The sequence below is a fragment of the Wolbachia endosymbiont (group A) of Alloplasta piceator genome (assembly GCF_964028505.1).
Classification (GTDB): Bacteria; Pseudomonadota; Alphaproteobacteria; order Rickettsiales; family Anaplasmataceae; genus Wolbachia; species Wolbachia pipientis.
Genome location: NZ_OZ034793.1, coordinates 1,172,147 through 1,192,940 on the forward strand (window position 1 = coordinate 1,172,147; position 20,794 = coordinate 1,192,940).

A 20,794-nucleotide genomic window follows, 5' to 3' on the forward strand; every position below is an offset into this window, starting at 1 on the left:
GTCTTTGATAGATAATTATCATCCAAATCTAATTAAGTTCCTTAAATATCAGATATAACAATGTTAATAAGCTAGCAAGAGGATATTATGGAAAAACAAAAAACACAAGCATTTAAATGGTTCTGTGCACTAAGAGATAAGATCATAGAATCTTTCTTATTAATTGAAAAACAATCATCCGCAGAGCCAAAGATCGAAAAGAGAAAGTGGGATCGCCCAGGTGGTGGAGGTGGTGAATCTACAATTATTTTTGGTAATGTTTTTGAAAAAGTTGGAGTAAACGTTTCAAAAGTACACGGAAAATTTGCAGATTCAGCCATTAATGAAATTCCTGGTGCAAGTGAAAGTAACGGAGAGTTTTGGGCAAGCGGTATATCTTTAGTGTCTCATATGCAATCGCCCCTTATCCCTGCAGCACATATGAACACAAGGCTGATATATACTTCAAAACAATGGTTTGGTGGAGGAATGGATTTTACGCCAATATATAAAAATGAAGAAGATTGCAAGTATATCCATGAATCAATCAAAATGACATGTGATAGATTTGACACCGGATATTATCCAAAATTTAAAGAGCAATGTGACAATTATTTTTTCTTACAACACAGAAAAGAGCCGCGTGGCATTGGTGGCATTTTCTATGATAATCTGAGTTCTGGCAACTGGGAAAACGATTTTGAGTTCACAAAAGCAGTAGGTGAAGCCTTTTTGGAAATTTATTCGCACGTCATACGTAAACATATGCAAAAATCTTGGACAAAAGAACAACGAGAAAATCAATTAATAAAACGTGGCAGATATGTAGAATTCAATCTGTTATACGATCGTGGCACAAGGTTTGGTTTAATGACTGACGGCAATCCAGATGCAATTATGATGTCAATGCCACCACTTGTTAAGTGGTTATAGAGAGCTGCTATTAGTAGAAAATAAATCATCATAGTTTAAAATTGTACCATGGTAGTGAGCTTTTATATAGGGGGTATAATCATGGGCATAATAGATAATTTTTTAATTAAATCTGTCAAAAACAATGACATAAAAGGTGTTAAACTGACTCTAATTCTCTATGATGCATTAAATAGTTTTAGAAAATTCTTTTCAAAGACTATGTCTCTCAAGAATACAGGATCATTTGATATAAATAATAATCAAGCTTTAAATCAGGCTTTAGGACATGCTACAGATCACAAAATAATGGAATTGCTGATTAATCGTGGAGCTGATATCCACTCAATAGATGAGAATGGAAAGAATGTTATAATTCGTGTTATTGAGAGTTTAGCAGAATCAAAAAATCTAAAATTGGATAGTGAGAAAAACTTACCAGCAGAGATAATTCTTCACCCCACAGTTTCCTTTTTACTAGGAAAAGGCGCAGAGTATTATTCTACAGATGATTTGAATATTGAAGCTATACAACAAAAACCTCCTAGAACTTTTGAGTATAAGTCAAAGAATACTAGCTATGATGCTTTGCCTTCAAAAGAGCCCATTTACGCTGAGGTGTATGACACTAAGGTTAGTAACTCATTAGGGGAGAATGGTTATTTGAGTGTATCAGAAGAATCTATTTATGCTGAAATATATGATTCACATAAAAAATCCACTGAAAATTTATCATTGGAAGATAGTGGTTATTTGAGTATATCAGAAGAACCTATTTATTGCACTATAGATGATCTTTCAGAACAAAAAAGCCTACTAGCCTAAAACAGAAAGAGCCAGAACAGTCGTCAGAACCTATTTATGCTAGGGTAGATTTGTCCAAGAAAAGAGCAGAAAGAAAAGCAAAAGACATAAAAGCTAATTCTGGAACTTGCCATGGGTTAGTGCAAGATAAAGTGAATGATTGGCAAGTGAAGCTAAATGAGCTAAGTGCTAATAAGTCGATAAGTCAGCAACAGACTAATGATCAAAAAATTAAGACCAAGGCTGGCTTTAGTGTAGAAGAAATAAGGCAGAAATATGAGCGTAGAGATTCTGGCTAAGATTCTGGCTATGATTCCGATACAAAAGTTGAACAACAATTAGAATTAGCTCCTAAATCTGAGATAGGTTCAGTGAGTATTGAGCATGGAGTAATAGGAGGCTGTCGATATAAGATTACTGATATATCCCTCTAACTATGTGATTCAAAATAATTGAATTGACTTTATATATGTAATCGATATAACCTAGTTAGATTCAAGTTGACTCTTTCGTCTAGTGGTTAGGACACCACCCTTTCACGGTGGTAACACGGGTTCAAATCCCGTAAGAGTCACTCAAGTAGAATATAATTAAAGTTTTGAATGGGAAAAATTAGGCTCTATGTTGAAGAAGCTTTATCACAAGGCGTGAGTTTAGCACTTAATCCACAACAAAGTCACTATATTTGCAATGTAATGCGGCTTAAGAAGTATGATAATCTCTCTCTTTTTAATGGAAAAGATGGAGAATGGTTAGGAGAAGTAGTTAATATATCGCGTAAATTGACAGAAGTTACACCCAAAGAATGCACTAAACAACAGCAATATGAGGAAAATTTATACCTGTATTGTGCCATGGTAAAAAGTGCTGCTTTGAACAACATAGTAAGACAGGCAACTGAAATGGGAGTAATCTGCATTCAATTTATTTCAACAGAACGTACAGTGGTAAAAAATATTAACCTAAGTAGAGCAAAATTACAAGCAATCGAAACAGCGGAACAATCAGGTAGGATAAGTATACCAGAGATTTTGCCTCCTATTAACTTTTGTGAGTTACCTGATTCCCAAAGTAAAAATTTTGTTTTGTGTGATGAAACGGGTAAAGCTGATAAAGTGCTGAAAGGCAAAAAAAATGTTGCTATTATTGTTGGTCCTGAAGGTGGTTTTTCATCTTATGAACTTGATCTTGCCGATAAGTTTTGTCAAAAATTGAGTCTAGGAAAAAGAATTTTAAGGGTCGATACTGCTGTAGTTGCTGCACTCACTTTCACCAATTGGTGTAGCTAGATTTTTAAATATGGCTAAGGTTTGGGTCATAAAGAAATCTGGTTCAGTGTTGCGCGCACAAAAACCCTGTAGACTTTCTACGAAGCAGTCTGTTGTTAAAGAGGAGCTAATAAAAAACATATTCTAAGATAATATTAAATCTCATATTATATTTTTTCTAAAGTAAACAAATGAATCTTGCATTTTGCCTGAGTTATTGATACTCTGAGTAAAGAAGTCGGGGCGTAGCGCAGCCTGGTAGCGCATTTGGTTTGGGACCAAAGGGTCGGGAGTTCAAATCTCTCCGCCCCGATGTTAGTATAATTGTAAGAACGCTGTAACATAAGAGCAATCTCCATCAGTAAGCAAGTAGCTGACACTGGAATGACATTATTTACCATGTAAATTATGGCATATTACATTTTAACGCTCAAGTTTATAAAATAATTGACAATGTTAATTTTCTAATTTATAAATAGATTTTGAAATGATTACCGAAGGAGGTATAGAGTTTGATAGAAGTATCAGTCCATTATGGTGATGTAGACAGAGCTCTTCCAGTATTGAAAAAAACAATTCAAAAGGAAGGAAGAGGGTTGAAAATGAGAAAACAATATCATGAAAAAAAATCAGAAAAAAGAGCTAAAAAGAAAGCTGAAGCTAAAAAAAAGAGGTACCAACAAGAGTGCAGAAGGCAACGTTATGGTTGGTAGTTTGTACTCAAGTTAATAGTTTATCATTGGTTATTTTATGAATATTCACGAATATCAAGCGAAAGAAGTTTTGCATAAATTTAATGTCCCAGTGCCAAAAGGTTTTGTTGCTACATCTGCAGAAGAAGTAAAGACTCAAGTAAGTCAATTAAAATCTGACGTGTTTGTAGTTAAAGCTCAAATTCATGCAGGTGGTAGGGGTAAAGCCGGTGGCGTAAAGCTAGCAAAGTCAGTTGAAGAAGCTCAACAGTTTGTAAAGGACATGATTGGTATGACTTTAGTTACTCATCAAACAGGGCCAAGCGGGCAGCAAGTAAGAAAAGTGTACGTTGAAGAAGGCTCAAGCATTAAGAAAGAGTATTATTTAAGCCTGGTAATCGACCCGAAGCTCAGTAGGCCAATATTCATATTTTCCTCAGAAGGTGGAATGGACATCGAAGAAGTGGCAAAAAATTCTCCTGCAAAAATTGTGAAATTTGATATTGATCCTGCTACAAGTTTTGATAGCAGCAAGTTAAGCAGCAGTTTTCATTTGAGTCCAGAACAAATAGAAAAGATATCGAACATTGCAAAAAAAATATATGATGCGTTTATTGCAACTGATGCGAGCCAAATTGAAATTAATCCACTGGTTGAAACAAGTTCTGGAGATTTTATTGCGCTCGATGCAAAAATTAATTTCGATGATAATGCTTTATATCGTCACCCAGAAATTATGGAACTTCGTGATTATGATGAGGAAGTGAAAGAAGAGATAGAGGCTTCAAAGTATGGGCTCAGTTACATCAAAATGGATGGCAGTATTGGTTGCATGGTAAATGGTGCAGGTCTTGCTATGGCAACAATGGATATAATAAAATACTACGGAGCAGAGCCTGCTAACTTTTTGGATGTTGGTGGTGGAGCGAGTAAAGAAACTGTAACTGAAGCATTTAAAATCATATTGTCTGATAGCAACGTAAAAGGAATTCTGGTTAACATATTTGGTGGTATAATGCGTTGCGATATTATCGCAAGTGGAATTGTTGCGGCTGCAAAAGAAATGAGCATTAAAGTTCCTCTAGTGGTTAGATTATCAGGTACTAATTTTGAAGAAGGAAAAAAAATTTTAGAAGAGTCAGGATTAAATATTATTGCTGCAGATGAGCTAGATGAAGCTGCGCAAAAGATAGTAAAAGAGGTAAAATAAAGCGTGTCCGTTTTAGTAAACAAAGATACAAGATTAATATGCCAGGGTTTTACTGGTGCACAAGGCACATTTCATTCAGAGCAAGCAATTGATTACGGAACGAAAATGGTGGGAGGTGTAACTCCTGGAAAGGGTGGTAGCACTCACCTTAATTTACCGGTTTTTAATACTGTAGCAGAAGCCAAAGAAAAAACCGGTGCAAATGCTACAGTTATATATGTACCTGCTAAATTTGCTGCTCCTGCAATACTTGAAGCAATAGATGCAAAAATAGAATTGATAATTTGTATTACAGAGGGCATTCCTATACTTGATATGGTGAAAGTTAAGCGTGCGCTTATCGGCTCAAAAAGTCGATTGATTGGTCCCAACTGCCCGGGAATTATTACACCTGAAGAATGCAAAATAGGAATTATGCCTGGCCATATCCATAAGCGTGGACACATAGGAATTATGTCTCGCTCCGGAACTTTAACTTACGAGGCAGTAGCACAAACAACCGCTGTTGGTCTTGGTCAATCCACATGTATCGGAATTGGGGGAGATCCAGTTCATGGTATGACATTTGTTGACTGTATGGAGCTCTTTTTAAAAGATGACGATACTCATGGTATTGTAGTTATTGGTGAAATAGGTGGAAACGAAGAAGAAGATGTATCACATTTTGTAAAAACAGAAAAAACTAAAAAGCCAATCGTTGGTTTTGTAGCAGGCCAAACGGCACCTCCAGGAAGACGTATGGGACACGCTGGAGCAATCATCTCTTCCAGCGGTGGAAGTGCTGGTGCAAAACTAGAAGTTATGCGGAGCGCTGGAATTGCAATTGCTGAAACCCCTGCAGTAATTGGTAAGAAGGTATTGGAAGTAATGCATCACTAGAATTAGGATCACAAAAACCCTATATCACCGGTCATGAATACGTTATTTGCCCATTCGATTAATAACTTGCCTCCTGGTAAATTTACTGAAGTCTGTTGGGCAACCAGATATCCACGTAGTGTAGATGCAACAAGTGCTGCACAGGCTGCACTACCGCATGATGCAGTAATGCCTGTACCTCTTTCCCAAACTCTTAAAGCTATTTCTCCAGACTTTTCAACTTGTGCAATACTAACATTAATTTTCCGAGGAAATAATGCGTGATTTTCTAGCTTTGGTCCTAAATTTCGCAATGGTATTTCACTTATGTTATCAACAAAAAAAACTATGTGAGGATTGCCAATATTTACTGCAACAGGATCTTTTAGCATTTCAAGCTCTATAGGTAAGTGAAGAGTGTCACACTCAGTAGACAAGGGAATTTCATGCCATTTTAGCAAAGGTTTACCCATGTTAACCTTTATGGATTTATCACCCACTTTAAAACACTCTAAAATGCGTTTGCTTGTTAGCTCAATAATGGAGTATTCAGCACCTTTTTCTGACATTATCAAATATCCAACACAGCGTGCTGCGTTTCCGCACATTTCAGCTCGACTTCCATCAGCATTATAGATATGCATAAAACAGTCTGCAGCATTAGACATTGTTATAATTATCACTTGATCACAACTGCTTTGATCAGCAATTTGTCTATGGTTCCAGTCTAAATTGTTTGTTGAACGTGAGTCTATGATAACGAAATTATTACCAGTGCCGTGCATTTTGATAAAATTTTCAGAATTTTGGCCACTCATCATAAAAAAATATTTCTTCTATTGGTCTTCTTTTCTTCTTACTTGTTTCAGCACCCTCTTCTTCGTAACCAACCGCTATCACTGACATTACGTTAAAGTCATTGGGTATATTGAACTCTTTCACTATTTTATCTCTATCAAATCCACCCATTTGATGGGCCATTAAGTTCATAACTGCAGCTTGTAACATAAGTCCATAATTTGCTGCACCAGTATCATGATTAGCCCAAAGATTTTCTCCTTTACCTTGTTTACGGAAGTTTTTAGCACTTAAAGATATGATTAACACTTGTGCATCTTTTGCCCATTTTTGATTAGATTCATCAAGGCAATTTAGCAGCTTTTCCCATGCGCTTTGATTGTTCTGTTTGTTGCATATTACGTATCTCCAGGGTTCATCACCAAAACATGAGGGAGTCAGCCTTACAGCTTCCATTAAAATATCCATGTCTTCCTGAGATATTGCTCTTGTAGGATCGTATGAACGTCCGCTGTGTCTTGCTTTCATCAACGATAATAGATCTTGTTTACTCATCATTTTTAATTTAATAGTGCATAAATAATTCATTGTAGCACAATATAAGCAAAATTTAAATTGCAAAACCTCTCATACACATATATTACATTCAATAAGTTATTTTTATTGGGAAGGTATGTTTATAACACAATCTAGCAGCAGATCAACACTGGCTGAAATATTGTCTTGCGTTTTACTTTTATTCTTGATGGCTCAAATAAGTATACCATTGCAGCCTGTGCCTATCACATTGCAAACTTTAGGAGTAATGCTTATTGGGCTTAAATTTAACCGCAGAACAGCATTCTATTCTGTGCTTACATATCTATCACTTGGTGCAGCAGGATTGCCTGTTCTTGCGAATTTTTCTGGTGGTTATCACGCTCTTCTTGGACCAACCGGTGGATATTTAATTGGCTGTTTAGCTGCTGTTATGGTAATGAGCAAAGTAAATGAATTACTGAACTCTAAATATAAATCATTTGTGTGTAATTCTTTAAGTTGTCTGGCTGGTACAGTTGTAATCTTTATTTGTGGTGTTAGTTGGCTTGCTGTTTACTTGGGTCTGGGACAAGCAATAATGGTGGGTGTTTTACCATTTATCCTTCCTGGTTTGGTAAAAATTTTTCTACTTGTAGCAGCTTTGCAATATTTGAAAAAATGATAAAATTCCGCCCTCATCATTTCATGTGCACCCTCGCGTTTCGGGGATATGGGTATTCTCAGGGTTTTGTAGAAAATTATAAAAGGATAGCAAGCAAAGTAATTAGTACTCAAATCGAAGTAGTTGGTAACCTTGATAATATCTGTAGTGCTTGTCCAAATCAGACTAAACAAGGTAAATGCACCACACAAGCTAAAGTTTTAGAGCTAGATAGAAGGCATATGGAAATTTTAGGAATTAAAATTGGCGAGACTTTAACTTGGAATGAGGCAGTAAAAAAGATTAGGGAGAAAATGTCTTTAAAGAAATTCGAGTACGCATGTGAGGGGTGCAACTGGCAGCCATATGGAATATGTAAAAATGCCCTTTTAAATCTACAAAGGTAGTTGACAAAATGTTAAGATAAATTGAAGCATTTTTGTGGAAATAAAGCGAAATATGGAAGACAAAAGATAAATGCATTCTGAAAAGCTACACAGCATGTTCGTCCCGCTAATTAATAATATCTTTATTATTGTATGAGATAGGTAATTTAGCATTTATGAATTTGTAATGTGTTACGCATAGCTCAAAGAAATAAGGTTTACTGGTTACACGCTGCAGCCAATGCCACAACACTAGGACCTATGTTTATCTGCATGTTAATTTGCGTTGTGATTTTATGGAGGTCTTCTGTTACCTATGCTAGTGAAAATTTGGAGATACAAAAGGCCTTCGATAGTGTTGTCAAGCATATAAAAGCTGATAAAAAATATAAAGATCTTGATGTTATTGAGAGAAAAAGTGACAAATTTAATATCAAAATTTCGCAGAATTCTGGCAAGAGTTTTGACATATACTCTACTTTAAAAAAAGCAAAAGATTCCTTTGAATCAGGAGATAATGAAGCAGCTATTTCTCTCCTTAATCAGATTATCGCAAAGTTTCCTTATCATAAAAATGCTTTAATTGGATTGGGAAATATTTATTACGCTAATAAAGAATACAAAAAAGCTGTAGAGATTTACACAAGACTGTTAAAAGAACACCCTAGTAACCCTTACATATTAAAAAATTTTCTGACGATAATCTCACAATATGATCCTGATCTGGCGTTGAGTGAAATGTTAAAATTGTATGATATACATAAAAATTATGCTCCTTTATTAGCAAATTTAGGTATGATCTATATGAAAAAGGAGGATTATGTAAAAGGTAAAGAGTATATGATAACTGCTATTTCCCTCGATGAAAACAATATTTTTTATACTTATAATTTAGCTGTTATTCTAGATAAACTTTCAGATTTTCAAAATGCTACAATATTCTACTTAAAATTGTTGAACATGGCTACAACTTCGAAAGATGTGAGTGAAAAAATACCTTTATACAAAGTGACAGCAAGACTAAAATTTATAAAACTTCACAGCACGCACTCAAAGATTTCATAAAAGCTTATAGCTCACCTAAATCTAATTTATCGTATCTGTTCAAGTGAGTGGCTAATGTGCAAATATTGAAGCAAAGTGTGTGAAACACAGCTGTACGAACATTTGTTTGCAAAGGTAATTTACACAACAAATGCATAACTGTATGAACATTGTGATTTTGGCCTATTAGGAGGGTGTCATCCCAGTGCTTGACACTGGGATGGCTTTGTTGCATCGCTAGCTATGATGGATTAAAGATAAAAAAGATAGCGAATATCAGTAGCTTATTATTCTGGTATTTATAACAAGAACGGTCAATGAATACCTAAATTTGAGTAAAAGAAATTTCACTACCATTTACCAATCCGGCTAAAATTCAAGAATTTCAATGCTTTAGCTATTTTCAATAGAATTAAATTTATTAATATAAATAACAAATTACTATTCTTAAATTTGATCAGATTGATTGCAAAAAAACAAGATTTTCAATAGGTTGCTTATAATCCTAACTATAGTTAGCCTTTCATAAGTAGCGATGCAACAAAGCCCACTGGAATCCAGGAATTTTATTAAGTTGGCGAGCATAAAAATAGCTGTTTTATGTTAAAATACAACGTTTTAATGATTATGAAAAAGCTGGATTCCAGTGGGCTTTGTTGCATCGCTCTTCGGATAGTAGGTAACGTACAATAAATTCATGAAGCTATCTCAAACTTAGCCATGCCTATTTCAGTAAATTTGTTAAGCAAATAACACTTGAGTAGCAGTTCCTTCTCACGATTAATTTCAGATTTGCTCCTAAAACTAAACCCAAATGTCTTTTTTAATCGCGAGAAAAAACCTTCTATATAAGATCTTTTTCCATAACTCATCTCTTTTTTCCACTTCTTTATACCATCTTCATCATATGACTTTATGAGCTTGACTGCAGAATTTCTCTCAGCCATATAGTCTAACTTTGGATGCTCTGCTGCGTTGTTTTTCGGAGGAATTTTCGTTTTTATACCATATTGATTACACAGCTTATAGAGCTTTTCTCTGTCATATGCCCTATCTGCATATAGTACTTTTATGACATACTGAAAATCGACTTCTTTTAGCAAATCACAAGCTCCATAGTGATCAGAGTAGACACCGTTACTGTATTTTACAGCTATGGCTTTTTTGCTGTTTGTATTCAACATTACATGCAATTTTCTTGTCTGTTCATAGCTGCGATACTTTCTATCTTCGCTATTTTCTTTGCTATGACCAGGAGTGTTGTTGTATATACTAATTCCTGTACTGTCTATAGCAATTTCGATATCTTCCATATTATTTTCTGCAATCATTGATCTTAATATTAAGTTTTTTTTGAAGCTTGCGAATAGCTGATAACTGCCAAATCTCTTCCTATTTGTTGCAAATATCCTTTTATAAACCCGACTGTTTGTCTTAAGCCAATTCTAAAAAGATTAACGATTATATGCACTAAAATCACAACTTTATCACTATAAATATAGTTGCCGCCCTGCATTTTTGGACCATTCTCGTACCACTTTTCTATGGCTTCGTTGATATAATGAAAAATATTTCCTCTTTTTTCTAGAAATTTGTTATATTCGCTATGGTTACTGACCCTCATTTTTTGTGGCATATTTTTTCTTCAACAGTTAAATCGCTATTTATAATGAATTTTGTCAGTAACTGCCAGTTCTTTTCACTTGAGCGATGCAACAAAGCCATTCCAGTGCCAAGCACTGGAATGACACCATTCTTTTTTCTGGATCCCAGTGTCGGCTACTTGGACGACACCATTTATTGTAAGGACTTACCTCACATTTACTCTATGATTATCTTTTTAGATCACCTTGTCTACCTATTTTGCCACTCTGCTGAACGGATACAATTTATTGCTATTTTTGTTTACAATAATAATATTGAGCTATAGAATTAAATCTAAAGGGGCAATTAGCTCAGCTGGTAGAGCATCTCGTTTACACCGAGGAGGTCGGCAGTTCAAGTCTGTCATTGCCCATTTGCTTAACTGAATGTTAGTATTATTAATTACTTCAATTAAAGTATAAAAAATGCAGGATAATATAGTACCAATCTCAATAGTAAAAGAGCTGGAAGATTCTTATCTCTCCTACGCAATGAGCGTTATCATAAGCCGGGCTATACCTGACGTGCGGGATGGATTTAAACCTGTTCACAGGCGCATATTATATGCAATGTCAAGAGCTGGATTCGATGCCGGTAAGCCATATAAAAAAGCGGCTCGTATAGTTGGGGACGTAATGGGGAAATATCACCCACATGGTGATGCAGCTATTTACGATTCCTTGGTCAGGATGGCTCAAGATTTTTCTCTTCTTTTACCACTTATTGATGGGCAAGGTAACTTTGGTTCGATAGATGGAGATCCACCAGCTTCAATGCGATACACAGAAGCAAGACTTCAAAAAGTGTCGCACTTTTTACTGAATGATATTGATGAAGATACAGTTAATTTTAGGCCAAACTACGATGGAAATGAAACAGAACCAGTTGTGCTGCCTGCAGAGTTTCCGAATCTATTGGTAAACGGTGCGAGTGGTGTTGCAGTTGGTATGGCAACCAATATTCCTTCTCACAACCTTGGAGAAATAATAGATGCTTGTATGTTATATGTAGATAATCCTGAAGTTACTTTGGATGAGTTACTTGAAGTGATGCCAGGGCCGGATTTTCCAACTGGGGGAACAATTCTTGGAAGGTCTGGAATAAGATCAGCATTTGCAACTGGTCGTGGATCAATTGTTGTGCAAGGCAAGACTCATATAGAAGATCTGCCACAAGATAGGCAAGCAATAGTGATTGATGAAATACCTTACCAGGTAAATAAAGTAAAATTAATTGAGAAGATAGGTGAGCTTGTAAAAGAAAAAAGAATTGATGGTATAACAGAAATTAGGGATGAGTCCGATAAGTCTGGTATTAGAGTAGTAATTGACCTCAGAAGAAATGCTGAAGCAAGTTTTATACTTAATCAAGTATTGGGGCTAACTCCACTAAGAAGTAGTTTTAGTGTTAACACTTTAGTGCTCAATAACAACAGGCCTGCTTTGATGTCGTTAAAAGAAATCATAGCTGCTTTTGTTGACTTTAGAAAAGAAGTGTTAATCAGGAGAACAGAATTTCGTCTAAGAAAAACGAGAGAAAAAGCTCATATATATATAGGGCTCTACATTGCGGTCCTCAGCATAGATGAAGTGATAAAAATCATCCGCGGTGCAAAAGATCCTGCGGAAGCAAGTAGAGAACTTTTAAATAAAGAATGGAAAACTTCGAATGAAATCAACACTATTATCGAGTTGATTTCAGATAGCTCAAGCTTTTTGAAAGATGGAGTGTATAGATTAACTGAGCTACAGATTAAGGCTATCCTTGATATGAAACTGCAGCGTTTAACAGGCCTTGAAAAAGACAAATTAGAAGCTGAGCTAAGTTCAATGATCAACCTGATAAAAGAATATATCGCTTTTCTTGGCTCAGGAGAGAAGTTGATGAAAGAAATAAAAAACAATCTACAAGAAATAAAGAACAGATTTGCTGTGCCGCGAAAAACTTCAATAGAGGAGTCAGACGCGGACATTGAAGCTGAAGATCTAATTCCACAAGAGGATATGGTGATAACCGTAACTATGAATGGTTATATCAAGCGTGTGAAACTTTCTCACTACAGAACTCAGCGTCGTGGTGGAAAAGGAAAGCTAGGACAGGGATTAAAAGAAGAAGATGTAATTACAGAATTATTTGTGACAAATACTCACACTAGCCTCTTATTCTTTTCTAATATTGGCCGAGTCTATAGATTAAAGGTTTATAAGTTGCCTCTTGCAGAACCAACTGCACGTGGAAGAGCGCTTGTTAACATATTTCCGCTTAGCGATAGTGAAACTATAACTAATATCATGCCATTGCCAAGTGAAAATGACGAAAATCAAAACATAGTTTTTGCTACTGCCTATGGAAACATAAGGCGTAACTCTTTAGCGGACTTTCACTATATTCCAAGCAATGGAAAAATAGCAATAAAGCTCGATGGAGGAGACAAATTAGTATCGGTTAAGGTATGTAATGAAATTGACCATGTTTTACTTTCAACAACGCTTGGAAAAAGTATCAGATTTGTTGTAAGTGATGTGCGTCAATTTAAGAGTCGCAATTCAGATGGCGTAAGAGGTATCAAACTTGTAAAGAATGACAGCGTGATATCCATGACCATATTAAATGGGATAGGTGTAGCAACAGAAACAAAAGAACTTTACTTAAAAGTTCCACTTGCAAAAAGACTGGGGACTGCAATTAATAACTCCATTGATTCTAAATTGGAAAAGACTTTGAATGATTTAGGAATAGATAACGAATTATTCTTAAAACTTGCAGTGAATGAGGAGTTTATATTAACTATTACTGAAAATGGCTTTGGTAAAAGAACTTCTGCGTATGAGTATAGAGTAACTAACAGGGGTGGTGTTGGTATCACCAATATTCTTACTACTAGCAGAAACGGTAATGTTGTTGCTAGTTTTCCAGTTGAGCAGGGTGATAATATAATGCTTATTACAGATAAAGGAAAGTTAATTCGCATTTCGGTCAATGAGATTAGAATTGCAGGACGCAGCACTCAAGGAGTCACTCTGTTTAAAACAGAAAGTAGAGAAAAAGTGGTGTCAGTAGCGAAAATTGAAGATCCTGATTCCACTGAAGATAGTATTTTTGAAGTTGAAAACTCTATCGCTTCTTAACCGTAGTATAGGTTAAACAAAAAGCGCAAGTTTTTGTTGATTAATACGCAGTATTTAAATTAAAATATATACTTATGGCTAAGTAAAGATCAATGGACAAAAAATTAACTAAAAATAAAAAACCACTGGCAGACAAAGAGGATAAAAAAACACCTCCTGTTAAAGATCTTACTAAAAATAAGAGTAGGAGAGATTTTATAACATTAACTACATGCGCTATGGCAGGTATAGGAGCTGCAAGTGGACTTTGGCCACTGGTTAAATCTATGAATCCTTCTGCTGAAGTTCTAGCAACTTCCACAGTGGAGGTGAATTTGTCTGGAATTCAGGAAGGACACGGAGTAAAAGTAAAGTGGCAAGGTAAACCAGTATTCATTCGTAGACGCACAAAGCAAGAAATTGAGGCTGCAAGAGCTGTGAATGTGAAGAGCTTGAGGGATCCTCAATTAGATGAGCAGAGAGTATACGAAGGAAAAGACGAATGGTTAATTATGCTTGGAATATGTACACATCTTGGGTGTGTACCGGTTGACCACGCTACAAGAGATGGTAATGGTTGGTTCTGTCCTTGCCACGGTTCATATTATGATACATCAGGTCGAGTAATTGGGGGTCCTGCACCGAAAAATATGGCTGTACCTGATTATTTTTTTCCCAGTGAGAATGTTGTGGTAATTGGCAAGAAGGCTTAACGGAACTCGTTAAAAAAAACTCACAGGATCAACATCTATTATCACTGCAATACTCGAATTCAAGTTACAATTTTTAATCCAATATTTCAGCTTTTTTTGTATAGATAAACTGTGTTTATTGTGTATTTTTAATAATACCCTATACCGATACTTATTATTTAAAAAATTTATCGCTGCTGGTGATGGGCCAAGAATTTCAAATTCCTTTTTGTCTACACCTACATTTTTTTCCTGGATACAAGTAGTTAAGCTACTTGGATGACAAAGAAGAGATTTTACTATTTCATTCGCTGCTTTTTGTGTTGCAATCTGATTCTTACCACAGATTATAAGCGCTATTAATCTGCTAAATGGTGGCATTTTGGCTTCGCGTCTTGACTTAAGTTCGATTTCATAAAATGAGTCTCTTTTTTGATGCAGCAATGCTTTTATTATTGAACTTTCAGGATTATTGGTTTGCACTATTACCATTCCTTTTTCATTAAACCTTCCTGATCTGCCTGCAACTTGGTGCAATAATTGATACGTCTTTTCCGCTGCTCTCAAATCAGAATTTTCGAGACTCAAATCTGCATTCATTACTCCAACCAAAGTTAATTTGGGAAAATTGTGCCCTTTAGCAATTATTTGTGTGCCGATTATAATGTTCACCTCTTCTTTCAATATCAAGTCAATTACGTTACTAACCGACTTCTGATCGCTGCTTATCATCGCAGTTTTTGCGTTTGGTATTAATTTCACCATTTCTTCAAGCAACCTTTCAATTCCTATGCCGTAGAGGGACAATGGCTGTTCACTTTGGCAATTAGAGCATTTCTCTGGAAGTTTTAATTGATAAGAGCAATGATGGCACAAAAGAGCATTTTTTTTCTTGTGATATGTAAGCCAAACAGCACAATTTAAGCAGGAAATTTTATATCCACACTTTTTACAAATTGCCAGTTGTGCATACCCTCTGCGGTTTAGAAAAAGCATAACCTGCTGTTTTTTCTCTATGGTTTGTTTGATGCTTTCAAAAAGCTCAGAGGAGATCCATTGCTTGTTGTTCCTCATATCTACTACTTTAATGAGTGGCAATTCTGCACCACCAAATCGTTTAGTTAGCTTTACATGATTGTAATTCCCGTTTTTAACATGATGAATCGTTTCAAGCAGTGGAGTAGCTGATGATAAAATAATCGGAATATTTTCAAATTTGGCTAAGATTATCGCCATATCTCGAGCATTATATATAATTCCCTGTTCTTGTTTAAAAGATGAGTCGTGCTCTTCATCAACGATAATCAATTTTAGGTTTTTATAAGGCAAAAAAAGCGCTGACCGTGCACCAATAATTATCTGCGCATTTCCATTCGCTATGCTGAGCCAATTATTCCGGCGAGTTTTTGGAGTGAGCTCTGAGTGCCATTCAACTAAGTTTTTTGATATCTGACCATGAATACGGTTTACCAATTGTGAAGTTAAAACAATTTCAGGCAAGAGGATTAGCACTTGCGCATTACCTTCTCCTGATGTCATTTCAACATATTCTGGTGTCATACTAGTACGTGGCAAAGACGGTATGCTAAATGTTACAGTGGGTTTTGCCTTGAGTATAAAGGTGTCATTCCAGTGCTTGACACTGGAATCCAGGAATTTTGATTGTAAATTAGGTATTGGTTTTAAGTTAAAATAAACATTTGTAATGAGGTTATATGAAAAACTGGATCCCAGTGTCAGGCTACTCGGATAACACCCTCTTGGTAGACCCAAATCACAATGTTCGTACAGTTGTGTCTCTGGGCACTGGGATGGTAAAGTCTGAGCAGCATTTGGAACGGCAGTGTAATTCTTAATCAATTGTGCAATCACAGAGAGATAAACTTCGGTTTTTCCAGACCCGGTCTCACCGTCAAGCAAAGTCACTGAATATTCGTTCAAATTGCTGATTATTTTATCACTAGCTACCTGCTGTTCAGGACTCAATTTGCAGCTTATTTCACTTGTTTCCTGCTTTTGTTCAACACAAACCAATTTATCTATGTGATTTACTTTTAACACTCCTCCCATTATCACTTTGGCAAGCATACCAATAGGTATTAAGTTGTATTGCGCAACCCACTCTGCAAATGCAATCAATTTTGGTCTAATATTTGGTAAATCGATTTTTTGCTCAATAAATTTTAATTCTCGGTTACTTTTATCACTGTATTTCCAAACTATTCCGATTAAGCGTTTTTTGCCAAATGGCACTACTACGTAATCTCCAAGTAAAATCTCAGTACTTTCCTCAATTGCATATGAAAATAACTGATCAATTGGAAGTGGTAGTAATACGTCAACTGTTTTTGCCATAGTGATTGAGTTTAACATTGTTTTAAAGAGCTTGTAACTTTATTAAGCTTGGCAATATAGATGAATCGGTACAGAGAAAATCTTAATGTTTAACACATTTTTCATAGTACAGACCGTATGATTGATAAATAAAATGATTTATAGAATTTGTGGAGGCTACCAATGGTCAACGACAAGATTACTTTGAACTTTGAAATAGAAAAAGGCGAACCTATAGATCGATACTATAGCTCTTTCCACAGAAGTCCGGATATGATAAGATTAAGGATAGATGGCGATAAGGAGGTTGGATGCCGGCAGCATATAGTTATGATTTAAGAAAAAAAGCAATGGAAGCACTAGACGAAGGGGAAAGCAGAGAAGCAGTGGCAGCAAGATTTAAAATTGGACGAACTACTTTGTGGGAGTGGCAGCAAAGAAAAAAAGAAACAGGCGACTTTCAGTCAAAAAAACTCGGTAATGGAGGTTACAATCAGAAAATTATCGACTGGAATAAGTTTATCGAATTTGCTAAAAAACACGGTAGAAAAACTCTGTCGGAAATGGCTAAACTTTGGGGCAACGTTAGTATCCAAACGATCCACCGAGCTCTCAGAAAAATTGGATTTACGCGCAAAAAAAGACATATGGATACAAGGAAAGGAACGAAGAAAAACGTGCTGAATTCTTAAAAATTATAGCAACAAAAGAACCAGAAAACTTAGTGTATATAGATGAGTCTGGGATTGATAACACGGAGGACTATCCATATGGGTATTGCCAGAAAGGACAGCGATTTTATGCCCTAAAATCTGGAAAAAAACTCAACGAATCAGCATGGTTGCAGCCTTAAGTAGAAGAAAGATAGTTGCTCCATTAACATTTGAAGGCCACTGTAATATGGATATTTTTAATGGATGGTTTGAGCAATTTTTGGCACCGATCTTAGAACCTGGACAAACTGTCATTCTTGATAATGCTACTTTTCATAAGTCTGATAAGCTTATCAAGCTCGCTAAAGGAGTCGGTGCAGAAATTTTGTATCTGCCGCCTTATTCTCCAGATTTTAACAAAATTGAGCATCATTGGTTTGCTATAAAAAACAGAGCCAGGAAAAACATTCCTCTATTCGAATCCTTTCGTCGTGCTGTTGATTCTGCCTTCCTATGACCTATTCGGACTATTATGAGAAATGCTATACTTTTCTGCACATATAAAGCTTACAGATGAAAGCAAAAATCTTTTGCGGGAGAAGCTTGGCAGTACAATTCAATTCGATAATCTAGATGATCACTTCAATCTTAACCATGAGAATTTTTATATCTACTACAACAAATATAGTGAGCACAATGGTAGAAGTGAGCTACACGTTAGGGATGATAACGGTAAATATTTAACCTCCAATCTTCCACTTAATTACTATGGATTCTCAATGGAACTATCACCTGACGGAGCGTCAATTGCAGATTATGGTTTTTATCCTCTGTATGCAATCTATAACCCAAATCACTATGATAAAGCAAAGGAAAAAGTATTTGATGATCACGGTGAATTGTCACCAATTGCATCAAATGTGTTAGATAATTTTTTAAGCAACACAAATAGCTTAACCACACAAGATATATTACAAAATGTATTCTCACAACTGCAGAAGAAAGCTGATGAAGAAGCAGAAAGATTGGCAAGAGAAAGAGAAGCAGAAAGACAAAGGGAGGAAGAGTTAAATGAAAAGAACGAGGAGTTAAAAGAACTTGTAGAAAAGGATGAGATTAAAATATTCAAAGTGGTAAAAGGTAATGATTTAGGTAATGGGCATTCAGCAGTAGTTTTACAACTTGATGGGGAAGAAGGTGACAAGATACCTCTCGACTCTAGTAATACCAATTCCCATTACAGGGCAAACAGATGGACAATGATGGAAGAAAAGCCATACTGAAGTAAGTAAAATAGCGAGGTTTAAATGGCATTAAGATCAAAATTATTGGATGAAAAAGTAGTAGAATCAGCAAAAGAAATGCTGAAGAAAGTAATGAATAATGCATATGTTTCAAAAAAACTAAATGCTGTAATTGCAGCAAAAAAGTACAGTATAACGGCTGTAGCAAAAATATATTGCATTTCAAGAAGCGCACTAACTTCGTGGGTAAAACTCTTGAAAATTGGCAGAGAAGAAAAACTGTTTGCTCCTTCACAACGTCGTAGAAAAACTAAATTAAATCAGGCTCAACTACAGCAAATTGAAGAGTGGATAGAAGAAAATCCTAATATCACCATTAAAGAAATGAGAATAAGAATCCAGGAAAAGTTCGGATTAAATATCAGCAAATCTACAGTACACCGCCATATGCAAAAGATGAAATTCTCATATATTACACCAAGACCAGTTCATAATGGACAAGATAAAAGCAAACAAGAGGAATTCAAAAAAAAATCTCAATGGAGCTATTAGCAAGTATCCAGAAAAAGAGCTATTTTTCTTTGATGAATCACGGTTTGGCACACATTCAAAAGTTGGACATGGGTGGTTTAAAAAGGGGATTAGAACACAGGTTAAAACAAAATTAGGTAGGCAAAATTTCTATCTCTATAGTGCAGTTAATCCTAGAAATGGAGAGAGTTCTAGCTTATTTGCACCAAATGTCAACACTGATTGCATGAACATATTTCTTGAGCAAATTTCGCAATATCTAGAAACACGAGAGGCTTTTCTCGTTATGGACTGTGCTAGTTGGCATAGGTCAAAAAATTTAAAGGTACCTAAAAATATCGACATTATATACCTACCTCCATACTCACCTGAGCTAAATCCTGTTGAGAGGCTTTGGTTATATATAAAACAGAACATTTTGCGCAATAAAATATACGATACAATTGCTCTACTTGAGGGTGCTTTGTGCAAATTTATTACTTCTCTTGCCAGCTCCACAATTAAACAACTCTGCAATGTTTCCTATTTGACTGGACAACAATGAGAATTGGTATCAGAGGTTGTCCGGAAACTAGTAAATTCAAGCATATTCCCTCTTTAACATAACCCTACTCATAGCTAGGTATATGAAATTCTCAGTGGATGTTGTGAGTAAATCATACTCCTTCGATAGCCTTCTATTCCTATTAACCCAAGCAAAAGTCCTTTCTACAACCCATCTTCTTGGCTGTACTTTAAACCCTTGTTCTCTTGTTGGTAGTAGCTCAGGTGGCGTATCTTTGTGCACCCAAAATCTACATGGAGGCCTTGTAACAATTTCAATATCTATGTCATATTCTTCCTTTATGTGATTCTTTGAATTTCTTCCTTGGTATCCCATGTCAGCCCACATTTTTTTAACTTTAGTATATTTTGTTCTCATATTGTTTAATGCTATTTTAATACCATCTCTATCATTTTCGTTAGCAGCGCCTACGTAACAACCTAGTATAAAACCCTGAGTGTCTGTAATTATATGCCTTTTTCTACCCTTTACTTTTTTTACTTCCATCATAGCCTTTGATCCCCCCTTTTCTGTAGTCTTTACAGATTGACTATCTACTATACAGGCACTCGGCTGCTCATTCCTTCCTATTTTTCTTCTACTATATTTTGTAATTTCATAATTCATTTTCTCAAAAATTCCCTGCTTCTTCCATTGCCTGAACTGCTCATACACAGTCTTCCATAGCGGAAAATCATTTGGTAAATACCGCCATTGACACCCTGTACGCAATACATAGAAAATTGCTTCTAATATTTCTCTTTTGCTATACTTTGGCGGCCTTCCTCCTTTCTTGTATGATACTCTGAAGTGTTTTTCTATTCTTGCCCATTCCCTTTCGCTTAGATCTGTTGGATACTTTTTTCTCATCTTTACCCCGTACTAAAATTTCAGATATTATAGCCTTTTACTTG

At 35.7% G+C, this 20,794-nt stretch carries 20 protein-coding genes, 3 tRNA genes and 1 pseudogene; 18 read left to right on the forward strand and 6 right to left on the reverse strand.

Going from position 1 to position 20,794, the window contains the following annotated elements:
• Positions 1–87: 87 nt before the first annotated feature.
• From hemF to sucD, 9 genes are all read left to right on the forward strand, one after another.
• Complete coding sequence (gene hemF / locus ABWU31_RS05850) at positions 88–912, forward strand: oxygen-dependent coproporphyrinogen oxidase (RefSeq protein ID WP_236514518.1); 825 nt, start codon at positions 88–90, stop codon at positions 910–912.
• Positions 913–993: 81 nt separating this feature from the next.
• Complete coding sequence (locus ABWU31_RS05855; RefSeq protein WP_236717764.1) at positions 994–1,716, forward strand: hypothetical protein; 723 nt, start codon at positions 994–996, stop codon at positions 1,714–1,716.
• A 50-nt stretch (positions 1,717–1,766) separates the two neighbouring features.
• Positions 1,767–1,994, forward strand: a complete 228-nt coding sequence (locus tag ABWU31_RS05860; protein WP_353271181.1) for a hypothetical protein — start codon at positions 1,767–1,769, stop codon at positions 1,992–1,994.
• A gap of 203 nt (positions 1,995–2,197) precedes the next feature.
• Positions 2,198–2,269 (forward strand) — tRNA-Glu (locus ABWU31_RS05865).
• A 28-nt stretch (positions 2,270–2,297) separates the two neighbouring features.
• Positions 2,298–2,984, forward strand: a complete 687-nt coding sequence (locus tag ABWU31_RS05870; protein WP_353271182.1) for a 16S rRNA (uracil(1498)-N(3))-methyltransferase — start codon at positions 2,298–2,300, stop codon at positions 2,982–2,984.
• A gap of 218 nt (positions 2,985–3,202) precedes the next feature.
• Positions 3,203–3,276 (forward strand) — tRNA-Pro (locus ABWU31_RS05875).
• A gap of 199 nt (positions 3,277–3,475) precedes the next feature.
• Positions 3,476–3,676: a 30S ribosomal protein S21 gene (gene rpsU, locus ABWU31_RS05880; RefSeq protein ID WP_353271183.1), complete on the forward strand. Its 201-nt coding sequence runs from the start codon at positions 3,476–3,478 to the stop codon at positions 3,674–3,676.
• Between the two features lie 37 nt (positions 3,677–3,713).
• On the forward strand, positions 3,714–4,865 hold the full coding sequence (gene sucC, locus ABWU31_RS05885) for an ADP-forming succinate--CoA ligase subunit beta (RefSeq protein WP_353271184.1): 1,152 nt from the start codon (positions 3,714–3,716) through the stop codon (positions 4,863–4,865).
• 3 nt (positions 4,866–4,868) lie between these two features.
• Complete coding sequence (gene sucD / locus ABWU31_RS05890; protein ID WP_353271185.1) at positions 4,869–5,744, forward strand: succinate--CoA ligase subunit alpha; 876 nt, start codon at positions 4,869–4,871, stop codon at positions 5,742–5,744.
• An 8-nt stretch (positions 5,745–5,752) separates the two neighbouring features.
• On the opposite strand, the gene dapF is transcribed toward sucD, so the two are convergent.
• Positions 5,753–6,541, reverse strand: a complete 789-nt coding sequence (gene dapF, locus ABWU31_RS05895) for a diaminopimelate epimerase (protein ID WP_006279822.1) — start codon at positions 6,539–6,541, stop codon at positions 5,753–5,755.
• Positions 6,522–7,109 carry a nitroreductase family protein gene (locus ABWU31_RS05900; protein WP_006279823.1) on the reverse strand — a complete coding sequence of 196 codons (588 nt, stop codon included), beginning with the start codon at positions 7,107–7,109 and terminating at the stop codon, positions 6,522–6,524. Before ABWU31_RS05900 ends, dapF begins: the two co-directional genes overlap by 20 nt.
• Positions 7,110–7,194: 85 nt before the next feature.
• Between ABWU31_RS05900 and ABWU31_RS05905 the strand changes: the two genes are divergently transcribed.
• The 3 genes from ABWU31_RS05905 to ABWU31_RS05915 all read left to right on the forward strand — a co-directional run bounded on the left by ABWU31_RS05905 (position 7,195) and on the right by ABWU31_RS05915 (position 9,152).
• Positions 7,195–7,722, forward strand: a complete 528-nt coding sequence (locus ABWU31_RS05905) for a biotin transporter BioY (RefSeq protein WP_006279824.1) — start codon at positions 7,195–7,197, stop codon at positions 7,720–7,722.
• Positions 7,719–8,108, forward strand: coding sequence for a DUF1284 domain-containing protein (locus ABWU31_RS05910; RefSeq protein ID WP_006279825.1), 390 nt, complete (start codon positions 7,719–7,721; stop codon positions 8,106–8,108). The genes ABWU31_RS05905 and ABWU31_RS05910 overlap by 4 nt, the downstream gene beginning before the upstream one ends.
• 168 nt (positions 8,109–8,276) lie before the next feature.
• Entirely contained in the window at positions 8,277–9,152 is an 876-nt protein-coding gene (locus tag ABWU31_RS05915; RefSeq protein WP_265029909.1) for a tetratricopeptide repeat protein, read from the forward strand.
• 674 nt (positions 9,153–9,826) lie between these two features.
• Here ABWU31_RS05915 and ABWU31_RS05920 read toward each other — a convergent pair.
• Together ABWU31_RS05920 and ABWU31_RS05925 are read right to left on the reverse strand one after the other, a co-directional pair.
• Positions 9,827–10,462 carry a transposase gene (locus ABWU31_RS05920; RefSeq protein ID WP_353271143.1) on the reverse strand — a complete coding sequence of 212 codons (636 nt, stop codon included), beginning with the start codon at positions 10,460–10,462 and terminating at the stop codon, positions 9,827–9,829.
• Between the two features lie 11 nt (positions 10,463–10,473).
• The gene (locus ABWU31_RS05925; protein WP_353271186.1) at positions 10,474–10,767 is read right to left on the reverse strand and encodes a transposase; all 294 of its coding nucleotides are present in this window, start codon (positions 10,765–10,767) and stop codon (positions 10,474–10,476) included.
• Between the two features lie 308 nt (positions 10,768–11,075).
• Between ABWU31_RS05925 and ABWU31_RS05930 the strand changes: the two genes are divergently transcribed.
• The 3 genes from ABWU31_RS05930 to petA all read left to right on the forward strand — a co-directional run bounded on the left by ABWU31_RS05930 (position 11,076) and on the right by petA (position 14,595).
• Positions 11,076–11,148, forward strand: a tRNA-Val gene (locus ABWU31_RS05930).
• A 52-nt stretch (positions 11,149–11,200) separates the two neighbouring features.
• Complete coding sequence (gyrA, locus tag ABWU31_RS05935; protein WP_338482608.1) at positions 11,201–13,903, forward strand: DNA topoisomerase (ATP-hydrolyzing) subunit A; 2,703 nt, start codon at positions 11,201–11,203, stop codon at positions 13,901–13,903.
• 92 nt (positions 13,904–13,995) lie between these two features.
• Entirely contained in the window at positions 13,996–14,595 is a 600-nt protein-coding gene (gene petA / locus ABWU31_RS05940; RefSeq protein ID WP_010963095.1) for a ubiquinol-cytochrome c reductase iron-sulfur subunit, read from the forward strand.
• 9 nt (positions 14,596–14,604) lie between these two features.
• Here petA and priA read toward each other — a convergent pair whose 3' ends face one another.
• Positions 14,605–16,947, reverse strand: a complete 2,343-nt coding sequence (gene priA / locus ABWU31_RS05945) for a primosomal protein N' (protein WP_265040694.1) — start codon at positions 16,945–16,947, stop codon at positions 14,605–14,607.
• Positions 16,948–17,219: 272 nt separating this feature from the next.
• Here priA and ABWU31_RS05950 point away from each other — a divergent pair.
• From ABWU31_RS05950 to ABWU31_RS05960, 3 genes and pseudogenes are all read left to right on the forward strand, one after another.
• Positions 17,220–18,078: pseudogene (locus ABWU31_RS05950) on the forward strand (IS630 family transposase).
• A gap of 22 nt (positions 18,079–18,100) precedes the next feature.
• Positions 18,101–18,844 (forward strand): hypothetical protein, encoded by a 744-nt coding sequence (locus ABWU31_RS05955; RefSeq protein WP_353271187.1) that lies wholly within the window; start codon positions 18,101–18,103, stop codon positions 18,842–18,844.
• Between the two features lie 24 nt (positions 18,845–18,868).
• A protein-coding gene (locus ABWU31_RS05960; protein ID WP_353271144.1) for an IS630 family transposase occupies positions 18,869–19,880 on the forward strand; the annotation gives its coding sequence in 2 pieces (ribosomal slippage) (positions 18,869–19,330 and positions 19,332–19,880; 1,011 coding nt in all).
• Between the two features lie 36 nt (positions 19,881–19,916).
• On the opposite strand, the gene ABWU31_RS05965 is transcribed toward ABWU31_RS05960, so the two are convergent.
• Positions 19,917–20,750, reverse strand: coding sequence for an IS5-like element ISWpi1 family transposase (locus tag ABWU31_RS05965; protein ID WP_353271068.1), 834 nt, complete (start codon positions 20,748–20,750; stop codon positions 19,917–19,919).
• Positions 20,751–20,794 lie beyond the last annotated feature (44 nt).